At 63.8% G+C, this 16,438-nt stretch carries 11 protein-coding genes; 4 read left to right on the forward strand and 7 right to left on the reverse strand.

Annotated features, from left to right (window positions below; all coding sequences use genetic code 11):
• Positions 1-31: 31 nt before the first annotated feature.
• Complete coding sequence (locus tag BEK68_RS21355; protein ID WP_068768265.1) at positions 32-244, forward strand: hypothetical protein; 213 nt, start codon at positions 32-34, stop codon at positions 242-244.
• A gap of 157 nt (positions 245-401) precedes the next feature.
• On the forward strand, positions 402-3,335 hold the full coding sequence (locus BEK68_RS21360; RefSeq protein WP_012435719.1) for a Tn3 family transposase: 2,934 nt from the start codon (positions 402-404) through the stop codon (positions 3,333-3,335).
• A 99-nt stretch (positions 3,336-3,434) separates the two neighbouring features.
• On the opposite strand, the gene BEK68_RS21365 is transcribed toward BEK68_RS21360, so the two are convergent.
• The 3 genes from BEK68_RS21365 to cadR form a co-directional block, all read right to left on the reverse strand.
• A complete protein-coding gene (locus BEK68_RS21365) occupies positions 3,435-4,397 on the reverse strand; it encodes a site-specific integrase (protein WP_012435720.1) in 963 nt (320 codons plus the stop codon).
• Positions 4,398-4,421: 24 nt separating this feature from the next.
• Positions 4,422-6,350 (reverse strand): FTR1 family protein, encoded by a 1,929-nt coding sequence (locus BEK68_RS21370; protein WP_012435721.1) that lies wholly within the window; start codon positions 6,348-6,350, stop codon positions 4,422-4,424.
• 144 nt (positions 6,351-6,494) lie between these two features.
• A complete protein-coding gene (cadR, locus tag BEK68_RS21375; RefSeq protein WP_009277754.1) occupies positions 6,495-6,926 on the reverse strand; it encodes a Cd(II)/Pb(II)-responsive transcriptional regulator in 432 nt (143 codons plus the stop codon).
• Positions 6,927-7,013: 87 nt separating this feature from the next.
• On the opposite strand from cadR, the gene BEK68_RS21380 reads away from it, so the two are divergent.
• Both BEK68_RS21380 and BEK68_RS21385 read left to right on the forward strand, forming a co-directional pair.
• A complete protein-coding gene (locus BEK68_RS21380; protein ID WP_012435722.1) occupies positions 7,014-9,416 on the forward strand; it encodes a heavy metal translocating P-type ATPase in 2,403 nt (800 codons plus the stop codon).
• Positions 9,413-10,018 carry a phosphatase PAP2 family protein gene (locus tag BEK68_RS21385; RefSeq protein WP_009241695.1) on the forward strand — a complete coding sequence of 202 codons (606 nt, stop codon included), beginning with the start codon at positions 9,413-9,415 and terminating at the stop codon, positions 10,016-10,018. Before BEK68_RS21380 ends, BEK68_RS21385 begins: the two co-directional genes overlap by 4 nt.
• A gap of 51 nt (positions 10,019-10,069) precedes the next feature.
• Here the strand turns inward: BEK68_RS21385 and BEK68_RS21390 are convergent, their stop codons facing one another.
• The 4 genes from BEK68_RS21390 to BEK68_RS21405 are packed head-to-tail and all read right to left on the reverse strand — an operon-like array spanning position 10,070 to position 16,420.
• Positions 10,070-10,408, reverse strand: a complete 339-nt coding sequence (locus BEK68_RS21390) for a copper-binding protein (protein ID WP_004635229.1) — start codon at positions 10,406-10,408, stop codon at positions 10,070-10,072.
• The gene (locus BEK68_RS21395) at positions 10,405-13,572 is read right to left on the reverse strand and encodes an efflux RND transporter permease subunit (protein WP_004635226.1); all 3,168 of its coding nucleotides are present in this window, start codon (positions 13,570-13,572) and stop codon (positions 10,405-10,407) included. Before BEK68_RS21395 ends, BEK68_RS21390 begins: the two co-directional genes overlap by 4 nt.
• Complete coding sequence (locus tag BEK68_RS21400) at positions 13,569-15,119, reverse strand: efflux RND transporter periplasmic adaptor subunit (RefSeq protein WP_004635224.1); 1,551 nt, start codon at positions 15,117-15,119, stop codon at positions 13,569-13,571. The genes BEK68_RS21395 and BEK68_RS21400 overlap by 4 nt, the downstream gene beginning before the upstream one ends.
• Entirely contained in the window at positions 15,116-16,420 is a 1,305-nt protein-coding gene (locus BEK68_RS21405; RefSeq protein WP_004635223.1) for a TolC family protein, read from the reverse strand. Before BEK68_RS21405 ends, BEK68_RS21400 begins: the two co-directional genes overlap by 4 nt.
• Between the last annotated feature and the right edge of the window lie 18 nt (positions 16,421-16,438).

Consider the following 16,438-nt stretch of genomic DNA (forward strand, 5'->3'; position numbering starts at 1 on the left):
GCTGAACGGCTTCTCCCACAGAAAAAAAGAAGTGCACACGTTCATTCGCAGTCTGGGCTGGATGGGGGCAGACGTGACGCGCGAGAAGGCGCTCGCAGCCTTCAAGGCCTCGGTCCGCGTTGATCTGTCGGATGAAGCGGACATGTTTGATCACCAACTGGTCGTCGCGATGGATGGCCTGCGCACGTTCGTCGAAACCGATCAGCAGGCGCTGGCCACGTTGTTTCCGCAGTTTGCGGGGTAATTGTCCTTTTCGTGCATTTTCTTACGGTTTCCCCGCAGAGCCTTTATTCATAAGGGCCCCAGGTCTCTGCCGACAATTGTCTGCTGCCCTCCAGTGACTTCGGGAGTACGATATTCGCCCGCGATTTCGGATCGCGCCACCTTGACGGGGGCACAAGATGCCGGGCTTGGAATTTCGCTATGTGGGAAGAGACTCCCTACCCACGCGTCTGCCGGAGTTCGACGTCGAGCATTACTTCGCGTTGACCGCTAGCGATGTCGCCGCGATCAACCAGAAGTTCCGACGCGCCAGCCGCCCTGGAGTCGCCATTCAGTTGGTCTTTCTGCGCGCCAGCGGCCGTACGCTGGACCAACTCAACACACTCCCCCGTCAGTTGCTGCGCTATATCGGCGAAAAACTCGCCGTCGAGACACCAACGATCGCCTCGCTGCGCACCATTTACCAGCGATACCCGACGCTGTATGAGCATCAGGTCTGGGCCCTCCAATATCTGGGCCTGACACGCCTCGATGACGAGCAATGGGCCGGACTCGAAGCCTGGATGCGTCAGGACGCCGCCGAATCGCTGACCGTTGAGGAACTGCTTCAGCACGCGCACTACTGGTTGTACGAACGGCGCATTCTGATCCCGTCGACGCGTGCGCTGCAGGATCTGGCCCGCTCCATCTGGGCGGGCATCGAGCGGGATCTGCTGGCCATGATCGACGTGGTGGTCTCGCGCGAGCAGATCCTGCGGGCCGAGGCTGCGGTGTTTGCCCAGCACGCCACATCGGGCACGACGGTGCTGGAATGGCTCAAGACCCCACCCGCGCGCCACAGCCCGTCAACGATGACCGAGATGCTGGCCAAGATCAGCTTCTTGAAGGACCTCGGCGCGCATACCTGGACATTTGACGCGGTCCCCATCGAGAAACAGCGGGCCTACGGCCAACGTATCCAGGCCCGCCGTCCCGCCAAAATCCGCGAACTCAAAGCGTCGACGCGCACGCTCGAACTGGTGTTCTTCCTGCGTGTCACCTTGCTGGAGTTGACTGACGCCATGGTGTACCAAAGCGGGCGCCGTATCTCAGACCTGGTCCGGCAGGCGTACAACAAGACCACGACGAAGCAAGCCCGCTCGGCGATCGAATACCGGCAGCAACTGGTGGAGATCAAGGCCCTGGTGGACGATACCCGCCGCTCGGCCGAGGACCGACTGGCCGACATCGGCAAGCTGCTTAAGGGTCTGTCCAGTCGGCCGCCGGCAAGTCACGCCGCAAGCGTGCGCGAAACCCTTACCGAAGACCACCACCGACTCCGCAACCTCCTGACACCCTTGCGGGCGTTGGAATTCGCCAGTCACGGTAACGATCCTGCCATGCGCCAACTCGATCTCGTTGGCGGTTTGCACGATCGGGGCATGACGGAGTTGCCGCCAGACTGCAATGTGCCAGTGAGCGCCAGTTGGCGCGACCTGGTCGACGGTGAGGACCGCCAGCGCGCGCTGCGTGCCTTGGAGGCCTCTGCTGTAATGAGTTTGCGCAAGGGGCTGCGCCGCGGCACGGTGTGGATCAACCATAGCCTGTCGTTTCGAGAACGAGACCAGTTGCTGATTCCGCCGGCACAGTGGGAGGTCGACCGCGACCGGCATCTGTCTTCGCTCGGCCTGCCAAGCCAAGCGAGGCTCTATCTTGATCGCCTGACCGAGCATTTGAAGGCGGGTCTCGCTGCGCTGGACGAGGCCCGTGAGGCTGGCCACTTTACGATCGACGCGGACGGCATCCTGCATTTGTCGCCATTGGAAGCGCAGACCACGGATACCACGCCTCAACGCACCCGAGATCTGCTGTTCAAGGACATCGGCAGCGCACAGTTTGCCGACATGATTCTGGAGATGGATGCGCGCACCAATTTCAGTGAAGTGCTGTTGGCGCGCAAGGCGCGGGATGCCCACGAACTCGTCTCCCTTTATGCAGCCCTGATCGCGCACGGCACCGAACTGGATGCCAAGGGCGTCGCGGCGATGATCCCGCAGTTGGACCTCGCGCACGTCTCCACCGCGATGCGCTCCCTGGAAATGCCCGGCCGGCTGCGCCGCGCCAACGAACGTGTGGTGGAGTTCCAGCGCACGCACCCGATCACCGATCTATGGGGCACCGGCCAACTCGCCTCCAGCGACTCCATGAGCCTGGACACGTCCCCACATCTGTTCTACGCGCGCGCTGATCCCCGCCGACGCACGCACGCCGCTGGCGTCTATACGCACGTGCTGGATCAGCATGGGATCGTCTACAACCAGCCGATGGTGCTCAACGAGCGCCAAACTGGCGCGGCGATCGAAGGCGTCATGCGTCACAACGAAACCCGCGCTGACGGTGGGCTGCTGCGGCTCGCCGTCGACACCCATGGCTACACGAACGTGGGGATGGCGGTGGCCAAGCTACTTGGCTTTGACCTCTGTCCCTGGCTGCGCAACCTGTCGGAGCGCAAGCTGTACCTGCCGCGTGCCCTGTCGGTGACGGAGGGATTGTCGGCTGCCGTGTCGCACGAGGTCTCCCTCAAGGCGATCCGCGACGGCTGGGATGGCTTGCTACGCCTGGTGGCGTCCATTCACGCGGGGCGCGTGAGCGCGATCGTTGCGCTGCAACGCTTCGGCAGTGCTGCCCAGGGTGACCCGATCCACCGGGCAGCGGATCACCTGGGCAAGCTGCTGCGCACGCTGTTCCTATGCGACTTTTTCAGCAACATCGAGTTTCGTCGCGAGTTGCGCACGCTCCTCAATCGGGGTGAATCCGTGCACCATCTCCAGCGGGCGATTTATATGAGTAAGGTCCAACACGAGCGCGGTCGCCGCCAGGACGAGATGATCGCGATTTCCGGGGCGCTCTCGCTGCTGACCAATCTGGTGATTGCCTGGAATACCGAGCGGATGCAAACGACGGTGGATACGTGGCAGCGCAAGGGGCAACGGATCGACGATGACTGGCTGCGCCGCATGGGGCCGGCACACTTCGCCCATGTGAATTTCCGGGGCGTTTTGAGCTTCAAGATCCACCAATTTCAGGATGCCCTGTTGGAGGCGGCACCTCGCCGGCGTGCGAGCCAAGCATGAAGTCCTGCTTGGCACGGGTCGGCCGCAATCGCGTTTATTAGAGGTTCATGCAAGGTTACTGCGTCAAAGCAATGGCAGAGGTCCGCCAGACCGGACCTGTCAGACTGCAATGCCCGGCCGGGGTGCGACCGACAGCGCTGTTTCGATCCGATGCTGGGCAAATGGGTCGGCCGCGTCGATATAGCGCATGGCCGAGCGTACGTCCTTCCAGCCGACGTATTCCATCAGCATCTTGAGATCCCACTGGTTCGAGTTCGCCCAGGTTGCAAAGCCCCGTCGTAGTGAGTGGCTGCTGTAGCGGTCCGATTGCGGCAGTCCTGCGCGATGGAGCAGCGCGCGCAACAAAGGCACGATGCTGCTGGCCTGCAGTCCATCGGCTGCGATTCGGCTCCAGCGGTCAATCCTGCGGAACGCGGGGCCCTCGGTCAGGCCGGACGCCGCCAACCAGGCCTCGTAGGCGGCGACTGGGCACAAGCGCGACAACGCGGGCGCCTTGTGGGTCGTACCGACATGGTTGCGGTCCGTCTTGGTGCGCGGCAGGAAAATCGTCATGCCCCGGCCGGGCTCCACCGTGATGTGCTCGATCTGCAGCCGACTCAGTTCGTCCGACCGGAAGCCCCGCCAGAAGCCGATCAGCACCAGCGCCTTGTTGCGGGTATGCACCTGGAGTTGATGGGCGTTGCCCTCAGACGAGGCGGTCGCGATCTGCGCATCCAGCGAGGCAACCAGTTGCTCCAACTGGGCGAGCTGCAATGGCTTGGCGCGCCGCTCCTGCGCGGGGTGCAGTGCCTGGATGCCCTTGAGCACCTTGCGGACGTGCGGTGCTCGCGTGGGGTCGGGAAAGCCCTGCGAAACGTGCCACTGCGCGATCGCAGCCAACCGTTGGCGCAGCGTGTTGATGGAAAGCGTCTGTGCGTGCTCAGCCAGATAGCGTGCAACGCTGTCGGCGCTGGCCGGCAGGAAGCCACCCCACTCTTGCTCGAAATGACGGATGGCGGACTGATAGCTGCGCCGTGTGTGATCGCGGGTCGCTGCCTGCAGATACCTGTCGATATCCGCCATTGAACTCTCAAATCAAGGTAGCGACTACGCTTTGCTCGATGCCTTCTGCGATCGGAGGTTATACGCGAAGCTGAGCACAATGATCAGCAAGATCGCCACCTGTGCGATCACCGTCTGCATGGACGGGTAAATCCCCAGCACGTCAATACGCGGCATCGAAATCGGCGTGATGTGCAGAAAACCAACCTTCTGCAACGCCGCAACGCCCTTGCCGATCAGCACCACTGCCAGGACCGCGACCAGAGCCGAGCTGAAGGCAAAGAACTGGCGGATCGGCAGGCGCGCCGAGGAGCGCAGCAGCACGACGGCGATGATCGCCAGGATCGCAATCCCGGAGCCCAAGCCGGCCAGCAGGTAGATGCCGTTCCCTTCGCTCCACAGCGCGGCGTAGAACAGCACGGTCTCGAACACCTCGCGGTACACCGTCACGAATGACAGCACGAACAGCATGATCGCCGAGCGCTTGTTCAGCGCGGAGGACAGCTTCTGCTTCACATAGGCCTGCCAGCGACCGGCCAGGCTCTTCTGGTGCATCCACATGCCCACGCCGAGCAGGACCACGGCCGCAAAGATTGCCGAGAAGCCTTCGGTCATCTCGCGGCTGGCACCGCTCAAATCCACCAGGTAGGTAGCGACGGCCCACGTCAGTCCACCGGCGGCCAGCGCAACAATCCAGCCGGCATGGACGTATGGCAGCACGTCGGTGCGTTCGGCCTTCTTCAGGAAGGCCATCATGGCGACCACGACAAGCAGTGCCTCCAGGCCCTCGCGCAGCAGGATCGTCAAGGCGCCCAGGAACGTCGACAGCGGGTCGTTGGTGCCACCCAGTGCATCCTGGGCTTCAGTCAGCATCGTCTGCAGATGCTGCGCGATGTCCCGTACCTGCTCGGCCTGACCGGTAGTGATCGCGTTGCGATACAGGCCCATCATTTTTTCGATGTCCTGGAACAGCGACTGGTTCTTGGCGGCCAGGGCCGGTTCGACCGGCTCGAAGCCGTCGAGGTAGGCGGAGAGCGCCAGGCGCGAGGCAGTCGCTTTGTCGCCCTGGTCGAAGGCGGCTACGCTCTCTTTGAGCTTGTCCTTGGCGATTGCGAGACTGTCTGCGTTGGAGGCGTTCAGCACATCCGGCGCGCTTCTCAAATAGGCGGTCAATTGCCGCGCGGCATCCGGGCTGATCGTCTTGGCCAGCAACGCTTCTGGCGTCTGGCTGAGCTTGGCGAGCGTCGGCACCGCGCTATGCAGCTCCGGGCGGGATGCCCACAATTTGGCGCCGGCTTGCCGGTCCGCATCGGAATAGGACAAGGTCGACGCAAAATAGGCCAGTGCCCAGCGATCATCGTCAGTGAGCTGCGCGAAGCTCGGCATCGAGGTGCCCTCGACACCGCGCGTGATGATCTGCTGGAGGGCGAAGACGCTGCGCTCCTGGGCGCGCTGATGATCGGCCAGGGCTATGGGGGGCGGGCTCAGCTTGGCGGCCAGCGGACCATCGGCGTGTCCGGTGTTGCCATGGCAGGACGCGCACTGGCTTTGATACAGCGTAGCTCCATGCTTCAGGTCGGGCACCTTGCTGGGCGCCATCGGCACCGGGTAGGCGGCCAGCAAGCTGTCCGCGAGCTTATGCGCCTGTTCACCGACGACGGTGGGTGCGGCCTTGTCGGCGATGAGCGTGCGCAACGCGCCAGCATCCTTGAGCAAGGCTTGCGTCTGTGGCCCCGCCGGCAACTCGGCAATCTGGCGCTGCGCCGCATGCGCAAACTCCTGCATTTCGGCGTACTCATCGGCATTGGCCACCTGGCCGTCCTTGACGGAGCGACCGTAATCGACCGCCAGATAGTCGAGTAATTGCCAGACCTGCTTGGTCTTGTCTTGAGTGGACAGCGTGTCGGCGTACGCGCTTGAAACCGATGTCAGCAGGTAGAACAGGATGAGGGTGACGACGCGCTGCAGTTGCATGAAGAGCCTACCGGCGAAGCGGGAGAAATGGCTTTAAATGAGAATGATTGTAATTCATGTTTCGTGACGCAGATGTCGCGCTGGTCAAAAAACATGCGGCCGAAGGGGTCACATAGCGAACCCGTTCGGCCATTCCCCTTCGTGTCAGCGGTGCGTGCCGTCTCCAGTGCACGTGCCGCTACCTTCGGACAACCCCTGCAGGATTCCGCAAGCTTCTGCAGCTCGCCCGTCGGAACAGGTCTCGCGCAGCGCGCACAAATGGTGCTTTAACACCCCCAGTGCCTCGATACGCCGCTCGACTTCCTCGATGTGCTTGTCCAGGAGGGTGTTCACCGCGCCGCAATCCTCGTCCGGTCGCTCGCGGTAGCGCAGGAGTGTCCGCACGTCGTTCAGCGGCATGTCCAATGACCGGCAGTGGAGGATGAACTGCAGCCGCTCAATGTGCCGCTCGCTGTACAGCCGGAAGTTGCCCGAGCTGCGGTCCGGCGGCGGCAACAGGCCTTCGCGCTCGTAGTACCGGATGGTTTGAATCGGGCAGGCCGTGCGCTTGGCGAATTCACCGATCTGAATGTTCATGATGTCGGGCCGAAGTCCCTTGACTCTATAGTAGCTATAGAGTGTGTACTTGAGTCCAATCCATTTCAAGCGACAAAGGGAGGTGCTGTGAGTGATTGCGGCTCCAAGGGGTGCGGTTGTGCTGCCACCAACGTGGTGACGCCGGCGGACGGCGATGCGGCGGCTGTTGACCTGAAACGATCCCGCTACCGGATCGACAACATGGACTGCCCGACGGAAGAAACGCTCATTCGCAATAAGCTGGCGGCGCTGCCCGGCGTGGTCAACCTTGAGTTCAACCTGATGCAGCGTTCGCTGGCCGTCCAGCACCGGCTGCCATCCCCGGCGCCGATCGAGCAAGCCTTGGCAGCCGTTGGCATGCGAGCGGTTCGCGCCGATGAAAGCCCCGCCGGGCAGAGCACAGTCCTGACCATTCGTCAGATGGACTGCCCGACCGAAGAAACGCTGATTCGCGGCAAGCTGGCGGGCATGGCGGGCGTGTCAGACATGCAGTTCAATCTCGTCCAACGCACACTCGCCGTTCAACACGCTGCCGATGCGCTACCGCAAGTGCTGGCTGCCATTCAGTCGCTTGGCTTCGATGCCGAGGTGCGCGACCGCTCTGCCGCAGCACCGCTTCCCGAACAAGATGCCGCGCCCACCAAATGGTGGCCGCTTGCCATTGCCGGCGCGAACGCCGTCTTGGCGGAAGTGGTGTATTGGCTCAACGGTGGCAACCATTGGGTGGTGGTGATCCTGGCGCTGGCCGCGATCCTGACCGGCGGGCTGTCCACCTACAAGAAAGGCTGGATCGCGCTCAAGAACCGCAACCTGAACATGAACGCCCTCATGTCGATCGCAGTCACTGGGGCGATGGTGATCGGCCATTGGCCGGAAGCGGCGATGGTGATGGTCCTCTTCGCCTTGGCGGAGGTCATCGAAGCCCGTTCGCTGGACCGCGCCCGAGATGCGATCCGGGGGCTGATGGATCTCGCCCCGGAGACAGCCACGGTACAGCGCAGCGACGGCAGTTGGTCCGACGTCGATGCCAAGACCGTGGCCGTTGGCAGCCGTGTGCGGGTCAAGCCGGGCGAGCGCATCGCGCTCGATGGCACGATTCTGCAGGGGCGGTCATCCGTCAATCAGGCGCCGATCACGGGCGAGAGCCTGCCGGTCGAGAAGGCAGCGGGCGACTCCGTGTTCGCCGGCACCATCAACGAATCCGGGTCGTTCGAATATCGCGTCACCGCAGCGGCAAGCGACTCCACACTGGCACGGATCATTCACGCCGTCGAGGCCGCGCAAGGCAGTCGAGCGCCCACGCAGCGCTTCGTTGACCAGTTCGCCCGGCTGTACACGCCCATTGTGTTCGCGGTTGCGCTTGCGGTGGCCATCGTCCCTCCGCTGGTCTTCGGTGCGACTTGGCTGGACTGGATCTACAAGGCCCTAGTTCTTCTCGTGATTGCTTGCCCCTGCGCGCTCGTGATCTCGACGCCGGTGAGCATTGTGAGCGGCCTGGCGGCCGCCGCGAAGCGCGGCATCCTCATCAAGGGCGGCGTCTATCTGGAAGAGGGACGCAAGCTGAAATGGTTGGCGCTCGACAAGACCGGCACGATCACGCACGGCAAGCCAGCGCAGACGGACGTCGTGGCCTGGAACGGTGCGGACGCGTCCGCCGCCCAGATCCTGGCAGCTAGCCTGGCTGCCCGCTCCGACCATCCCGTCTCCCTGGCCGTGGCCCGCGCGGCGCAGGACCAAGGCCTAGCCCTGCGCGACGTCACCGATTTTGCGGCCTTGCCCGGACGCGGCGTCCGGGGCCATGTCAACGGTGCGCTCTATCACCTGGGCAATCATCGTCTGGTCGAGGAACTGGGCGTGTGTTCGCCGGCATTGGAAGCACAGCTTGCCGTGCTGGAAACCCAGGGCAAAACGGTCGTGATGCTGATCGGCCAGGACGGCGTACGCGCGTTGTTCGGTGTGGCGGACACCATCAAGGACAGCAGTCGCCAAGCGATCAAGGAATTGCACGCACTGGGCATCAAGACTTTGATGCTGAGCGGCGACAATCCGCACACCGCAGAGGCGATTGCGCAGCAGGTCGGTATCGACGAGGCTCGCGGTAATCTGCTGCCGGAAGACAAGCAGCGCGAAATCGAGCGCCGATCCGCACAAGGAACCATCGGCATGGTCGGCGATGGCATCAACGATGCGCCGGCGCTGGCACGGGCCGATATTGGATTCGCAATGGGCGCGGCCGGGACGGACACGGCGATCGAAACGGCCGACGTTGCGCTGATGGACGACGATCTGCGCAAGCTCCCGGCGTTTGTACGACTATCCCGGTCCACGGCCGGGGTGCTGAAGCAGAACATTGCGCTGGCGCTCGGCATCAAGGTCGTGTTCCTGGCACTGACCTTTACAGGCCAGGCCACCATGTGGATGGCGGTGTTTGCCGACATGGGCGCCAGCCTGCTGGTGGTCGGCAACGGGCTGAGGTTGCTGCGCAAATGAATTGGAAGTTCCTCGTGTACGACTGGGGCGGCTGGAACGTCGCGCTATTCCACGCCATCAACTCGGGGATGCCAAGCGCCCTGGACCCGGTGGCGTGGTGCTTTAGCCTGATTGGCAACTACTGGACTGCGCCGCTCTTGCTGCTGGGGCTCTGGCGGTGGTCGATATCAGCGTCGAATCCAGCGCGCGCGTGCGCTGTCAGGCAACGCCTCGTCACGTTTGGGTTGGCCTTCGCGCTTGCCCTGCTGGCCGCTTCCGCCTTGAAGTGGTGGCTGGATTTCCCACGGCCACCGGCGGTACTCGGCCACCTCGTGCACGTCATTGGTGAGCCGGAACTGCACTACAGCCTGCCGAGCGGGCACTCGACGTTCGCAGCGCTTGTGGTCGGGGCACTCTGGCCCTTGGTGGGTTTTCGGGGGCGTCTCGCGTTGGTGTTCTACGCCGCGTTGGTCGGGTGGTCGCGTGTTGCCGCCGGGATGCATTTCCCGGCGGATGTGGTCGCCGGCTGGATGCTCGGGGCTAGCAGCGTCGCTATAGCAGGGTTGTTGCGCTCAGCATTGATGTCACGACAAGGCGCCCTCGTGAAGGGACTTTCTGGCTGATTCCGCAGCATGCAGCGGCGCACGACCGATGGGCCGTGCGCCGCCGAGGGTTTACTTGCTCCGCAAATCGACGACGGTCGGCTGACCGTCGACCATATCAAAGACGGCCCACACCGCTTGGCCCTCCTTGAAGTGCTGCAGTGATGCCTTGTCCTTGACGGCAAACGTCATCGTCATGGCGCCCATGCCGAGATTGTCGATGGCGCCGTGCTTAAGCGTGACCTTGCCGGTGTCGAGGTAGATCTTGCGGACCTCTGCTGCCACGGGCTTGGGCGCCTGCTTGGTTTGACCAGCAGGCTTCATGTCCATACCTTCCATCGGCGTGGCCGCAAAGGCGGCTGGAGTCGACGCCAGCGTCAGGGCGAATACAACAGCGGAAACGTAGTTCATCGTGAGACCTTGTCATGAGAGGGTGGTTGGGGAATGGATTGCCCGCTGCCACGCCTGCGCAGCAGCAGGTAGACAGCAGGAACGACAAACAGGGACAGCAACGGCGCGGTGATCATGCCGCCGACCATCGGCGCGGCAATGCGCTGCATGACTTCGGAGCCTGTGCCGTCCGACCACATGATCGGGAGCAGGCCAGCCAGGATGACGGCCACCGTCATGGCCTTGGGGCGTACACGCAGCACGGCGCCTTCCTGAATCGCTTCCAGTAGCGCTTGGGTAGAAGTTTGACCGTTTTCCTGCCGCTCGGTCCAAGCGTGTTTGAGATAGAGCAGCATGATCACGCCGAATTCGGCCGCCACCCCGGCGAGCGCAATGAAGCCGACGACTCCGGCCACCGACAGGTTATAGCCGAGCAGATACAGCAGCCAGAACCCGCCGATCAGTGCGAGCGGCAGCGTGCCCATGATGAGCAGCGCCTCGTCGATACGGCCGAACACGAGGTACAGCAGCACGAAGATGATCAGCAAGGTGAATGGTACGACCACCTGCAGCTTGGCACTCGCACGCTCCAGGTACTCGAACTGCCCTGACCAGCTCAGCGCGTAGCCCGCCGGCATCGGCACCGCCTTGGTCACTGCTGCCTGCATGTCCTTCACCGCCGAGCGCAGGTCGCGCCCCCGGATATCGACATAGATCCAACCCGAGAGCCGGGCATTCTCGCTGCGCAGCATCGGCGGGCCCTGCACGACGCGGATGTCCGCGACGTCGGACAACACAATCTGCTGGCCCCGGTCAGTGACAATCGGCAAACGCCGCAACTGCTCCACGGAATCCCGATAATCGCGCGGATAGCGGAGGTTGATCGGGAAGCGGGCCAGGCCGTCAACCACCTCACCGACATTATCGCCACCGATGGCGGATGACACGATGCTTTGCACGTCGTCGATGTTCAGGCCGTATCGGCCGGCGGCCTGTCGGTTGATGTCCACGTCGATGTATCGTCCGCCGGACAACCGCTCCGCTAGCGCAGAGGTGACACCCGGCACGGTTTTGACGGTCTCCTCGATCCGAGTGGTCAGTCGATCGATCTCCTTCAAGTCCGTGCCCGCCACCTTGATGCCGACCGGGCTCTTGATGCCGGTGGCGAGCATGTCGATGCGGTTGCGGATCGGTGGCACCCAGATGTTGGACAGCCCCGGCACCTTGACCACGCGGTCGAGTTCTTCCACCAGTTTGTCGGTCGTCATACCGGGGCGCCACTGGTCGTGCGGCTTGAACTGGATGGTGGTCTCGAACATCTCGATCGGCGCCGGGTCCGTTGCGCTGTCCGCGCGCCCAGCCTTGCCGTACACGCTGGCCACTTCGGGAACCGTCTTGATGAGGCGGTCGGTCTGCTGCAGGAGCTGAGCCGCCTTGCCGGCCGACAACCCAGGCAATGCTGACGGCATATACAGCAGATCGCCCTCATCCAGCGGCGGCATGAATTCGCCGCCTGTGCGCAGGATCGGCCAGGCCGTTGCCCCCAGCAGCACAATGGCGATAGCGACCGTCGCCTTGGGATACGCCAGCACCTTGGACAGCATTGGCTGGTAGAGGCGGATCAGCCAGCGGCTGAGCGGGTTCGATTGCTCGCTCGGGATACGCCCGCGGATCAGGTAGCCCATCAGCACAGGCACCAGCGTGACCGACAACCCAGCCGCTGCCGCCATCGAATACGTCTTGGTGAACGCCAGCGGCGAGAACAGGCGGCCCTCCTGCGCCTCCAGCGTGAACACGGGGATGAACGACAGCGTGATGATCAGCAGCGAGAAGAACAGCGCCGGCCCCACTTCTGCCGCCGATTCCCCGATCACGTTCCAGCGCTCGTGGCCTGTGAGTTCGCGGCCGGGGTTGTCCTCGAGCCAATGCTCCAGATGTTTGTGCGCGTTCTCGATCATCACCACGGCCGCGTCGACCATGGCGCCGACGGCGATGGCGATGCCACCCAGCGACATGATGTTGGCGTTGACGCCCTGGTATCGCATCACCAGGAAGGCCGCCAGGACGCCCAGCGGCAGCGAGACGATTGCCACCAGTGCCGAGCGCAGATGGAACAGGAACACCAGGCACACGACAGCGACGACGATGAATTCCTCGATCAGCTTGTGCGTCAGGTTGTCCACCGCGCGCTTGATCAAACCGGACCGGTCGTAGACAGGAACGATCTCCACGCCTTCGGGCAGACTGGTGCGCAGCGTGGCGAGCTTGGCCTTGACGGCTTCGATCGTCTCCAGGGCATTCTTGCCTGAACGCAGGATGACGACGCCACCTGCCACCTCGCCCTGACCGTTCAGTTCCGCGATGCCACGGCGCATCTCGGGCCCGAGTTGGACGGTGGCGACATCGCCCAAATGCACGGCGATGCCCGCATCGTTCGTCATCAGGGGAATCTGCCGGAAGTCGTCGAGCGTCTTCAGGTAGCCGCTGGCGCGGACCATGTACTCGGCTTCGCCCAGTTCCAGCACGGAGCCACCGGTCTCCTGGTTGGCACCCTTGAGCGCTGCCAGCACCTTGGCCTGTGTCAGGTTGAACGCACGCAGCCGGTCCGGCTGCAACACCACCTGGAACTGCTTGACCATGCCGCCGACGGAAGCGACCTCCGCGACGTTCGGCAGGGCCTTCAACTCGAAGCGCAGGAACCAGTCCTGCAACGCCCGCAGTTGGGCCAAGTCGTGCCGGCCGGTCTTATCGACCAGCGCGTATTCGTAGATCCAGCCCACGCCGGTGGCATCCGGGCCCAGCGCCGGTTTGGCCGCCGCAGGCAGGCGGGACTGCACCTGGTTCAAGTACTCCAGCACGCGCGAGCGTGCCCAATACAGGTCAGTCCCGTCCTCGAACAGCACATAGACGAACGAATCGCCGAAGAACGAGTAGCCGCGCACCGTCTTGGCGCCCGGCACCGACAGCATGGTGGTGGTCAGCGGATACGTGACCTGGTTTTCCACGATCTGCGGCGCTTGGCCAGGGAACGGCGTGCGGATGATGACCTGTACGTCCGACAGGTCGGGCAGCGCATCGAGCGGCGTGCTGCGCGCGGCCCACAGACCCCAGGCCGTCAGCATGACGGTCGCTAGCAGCACCAGGAAGCGGTTGCGGATGGACGCGAGAATCAGCCGTGCGATCATGGCTTGCCCCCCTGATCCGCGCCGGCCGGCTCGACCGAGGACAGGACTGCCATGCCATCGTCATGCAGTTGGAACCGGAAGCGCACACGGTCCCCAGGCTTGAAGCGCTTTGGCAGGCCGGAGGGCGGTGCGGCAAAATCCATTGTCATCGCGCTCCAGTGCGCGGACGGAATCGCGCCATGTGAGATCGTCAGGCCTTCGCTGGTGACAGCCTCAATGCGGCCGACGCCTTCATGCTCGATGGCGGCCGCTGCGGGCGCGGAGGCCGCAGGTGGCGATGCCATGCGTTGGGCGGTGCCGCGCAGGCTAGCTTCCGAATCAATCAGGAACTGCCCGGAAACCACCACCTTCTGTCCCGCGCTCAAACCGTCGGTCACTTCGGTCTGCCCATTGGCTTCGGCTCCGGTCTTGACTTCGATGGGGTTGAAGCCGCCATTGCCGGCGTCCACCATGACGATCGTGCGCGTACCGGTGCGAATCAACGCCTCCGTGGGGACCAGCAGCTTGTCCGGGCCGGCTTGCGCGCCAAACCGCACGTTGGCGAACATGCCGGGCAAGAGGCGGCGGTCCCGGTTCTGGAGTTCGACGCGCACCTTGACGGTTCGCGTATTGGCATTGACGTCGGGCAGGATGGCATCCACCTTGCCGGTCAGCGCGTGTCCAGCGATTGCCGTCGCCGTGGCCGTCACCGCCTGGCCCGGGCGGATGGCCGATGCTTGGCTCTCGGGAATCTCCGCCAAGACCCACACGGTGGACAAGTCGGCAATCTTGAAGAGCGTCATGCCGGGTGCGACAGCCATGCCGTCCCGGACCCCGACCTCGGTGATGACGCCATCGATGTCGCTGGAAATCGCCAGCCGTGGCTGTGGCTTGCCGGTGGATTCGACCAGCCGGATCTGCGCCTCCGTCATGCCGGCCTGGCGCATGCGCAGCAACGCTGCGCTGCGCAGGTCCCCCTGCAGGGCGTTGGCCGTACGCGAAACGGCCAGGTACTCCTCTTGTGCGGCGACCCATTCCGGCGCGTAGACGACGATCAGCGGTTGCCCGCGCTTGACCGGGTCTAACGTGGTTTTCGCGTACGCCCGTTCGACAAAGCCGGCGGCGCGCGCTTGAATGATCTCGATGCCGCGCTCGTTGATGGCGATATTGCCGGGCACTTCCAGCATGGCGTCCAGCCGGCCGGTCTTGACCTCAGCCGTGCGCACAGCAAGATTCTGTGCCACACGGCCATCAACCGTGACGGCGGCGCTCCCGCCGGCGCCATTCTCGTAGACGGGGGCAAGCGGCATGTCCATGAAAGGTGATTTGCCTGGTTTGTCGAAACGCTGGCCAGGTGCCATGGGGTCTTGCCAATAGAGAATCCGCTTGCCCGTCTTGGGATCGATGTCGCCCGCTTTGAGCGGGGCATCGGCGGCTTGGGCAGATGCTGCCGCCTGCGTGGGCGCGCTCCGCTGTCCCTGCCTCACGCCAAGGTAGTAGGTGGCGCCCATGCCAAGGCTCGCCAACACCAGACTGGCTGCAATGCGCGCAAAGATGGTTCGGTTCATGGTTGAACTCCAACGTTGGAGGTCGGCTGGTTTGCCGTGGGGAGCGGTTTGAGGAAGGCGAGCTCGGCCCAGAGTTGGGCCGTCGACGCTTCGAGCTTGAGACGTTCCAGCGCAAGGTCGAGTGCCTTGCGGCTTGCCTCGGCGACCGCGGCGAGCGAACCGCTTCCAGTCCGGTAGGACGTTAGCGCTGCCTCGGTTTGCGCGCGCGCTAGCGGGACGGTCGTGGTTTGATAGCGATCCAGGCGGCGTTGGTTCAGTCGCAACGTCTCGCGCTTGCCCAGAATCTGGCCCACCATGTTGCGCCGCAAGACTTCTGCTTGAGCGCGCGCGGCATTGGCTTGCGCCAGCTTGGCCGAGACCTCGCGGTCCTGGCGGTTCTTCTGATCCCAGGGAATCGGCAGGGAGACGTTCAACGACACCATGTTGGCGTAAGCCGGTCCGCGCTGGCTATACATCAGCTCCACCGTCACGTCGGGTGTCTTGGCCGCACGAGAGACACGTCCTTCAGCGTCCGCCATGGCGGCTTGCGCGCTGGCAGCGGCCACATCGGGCAGGGTATCGATGGCCGCGTCGTCCAGCGCGTCGAGCCACTGCGGGACGTCGAACCTGGGGGGCGCGGCGGGCGGGCGGCTGGATGCGTCGCCTACCCAGCGCCGCAGCATGGCCTTGGCAGACGCTTCCGTCGCCCGGGCCTCGTCGGTCCGGTCTTGCAACTGCTGCCGTTCAAGGCGTGCAGCTACGATGTCGGCGCGTGAGCCGCGATTGCCGCGATAGGCCGCCTCGGCTGCCTCGACCTGCAAGGCGACAGAGGCTGTTTGTTCCGCCAGCAGTTGAACGGTACGTGCGGCATACCAGCGGTCAAGCCAGGCTTGCGCTGTGCTGCGCTGGACGGCTGCCAGCGCGGCGACACGCTGTGTTTCGGCCGCGGAGGCCTCGGCGTTGAAACGTTCCGCACGGGCACGGCGCTTCTCGGTCCGCGTGAGCTCTTGCATCACGCTGACCGAGCGCATGGTCATGAAATCGGTGCCGATGGAGAACCGGTCGCTGCCATCGGCGGGAACATTGTTCACGCCGAATTTGAGGACAGGGTCGGGCAGTTGGGCTGCCGCCACGGCCATGTCGAGCGCCGACTGTACACCGGCGCGGGAGGTTTCCGCGTCGGCGGAGCGGGACGATGCCAAGCCGATCGCTTCCTGCAAGGAGAGCGCATCGGTCTGGCTATACGCCAGATGACTGCTTAAAAGCAGCAGGACGGCGAGCGCGAGCAAGCGCCCACCGCGTGGGGGAAAACGCAAAAGCATAAAGCCTCCGGAAAGCAA

Origin of the sequence: Ralstonia pickettii (assembly GCF_001699815.1) — a bacterium.
In the GTDB taxonomy this organism is placed as follows: Bacteria; Pseudomonadota; Gammaproteobacteria; order Burkholderiales; family Burkholderiaceae; genus Ralstonia; species Ralstonia thomasii.

What these genes read in the sequence shown, in the direction of transcription:
- BEK68_RS21405 (WP_004635223.1), bottom strand. Translation starts at nt 16,420, where the DNA reads ATGCTTTTGCGTTTTCCCCCACGCGGTGGGCGCTTGCTCGCGCTCGCC.
- BEK68_RS21365 (WP_012435720.1), bottom strand. Translation starts at nt 4,397, where the DNA reads ATGGCGGATATCGACAGGTATCTGCAGGCAGCGACCCGCGATCACACA.
- cadR (WP_009277754.1), bottom strand. Translation starts at nt 6,926, where the DNA reads ATGAACATTCAGATCGGTGAATTCGCCAAGCGCACGGCCTGCCCGATT.
- BEK68_RS21385 (WP_009241695.1), top strand. Translation starts at nt 9,413, where the DNA reads ATGAATTGGAAGTTCCTCGTGTACGACTGGGGCGGCTGGAACGTCGCG.
- BEK68_RS21370 (WP_012435721.1), bottom strand. Translation starts at nt 6,350, where the DNA reads ATGCAACTGCAGCGCGTCGTCACCCTCATCCTGTTCTACCTGCTGACA.
- BEK68_RS21400 (WP_004635224.1), bottom strand. Translation starts at nt 15,119, where the DNA reads ATGAACCGAACCATCTTTGCGCGCATTGCAGCCAGTCTGGTGTTGGCG.
- BEK68_RS21395 (WP_004635226.1), bottom strand. Translation starts at nt 13,572, where the DNA reads ATGATCGCACGGCTGATTCTCGCGTCCATCCGCAACCGCTTCCTGGTG.
- BEK68_RS21360 (WP_012435719.1), top strand. Translation starts at nt 402, where the DNA reads ATGCCGGGCTTGGAATTTCGCTATGTGGGAAGAGACTCCCTACCCACG.
- BEK68_RS21390 (WP_004635229.1), bottom strand. Translation starts at nt 10,408, where the DNA reads ATGAACTACGTTTCCGCTGTTGTATTCGCCCTGACGCTGGCGTCGACT.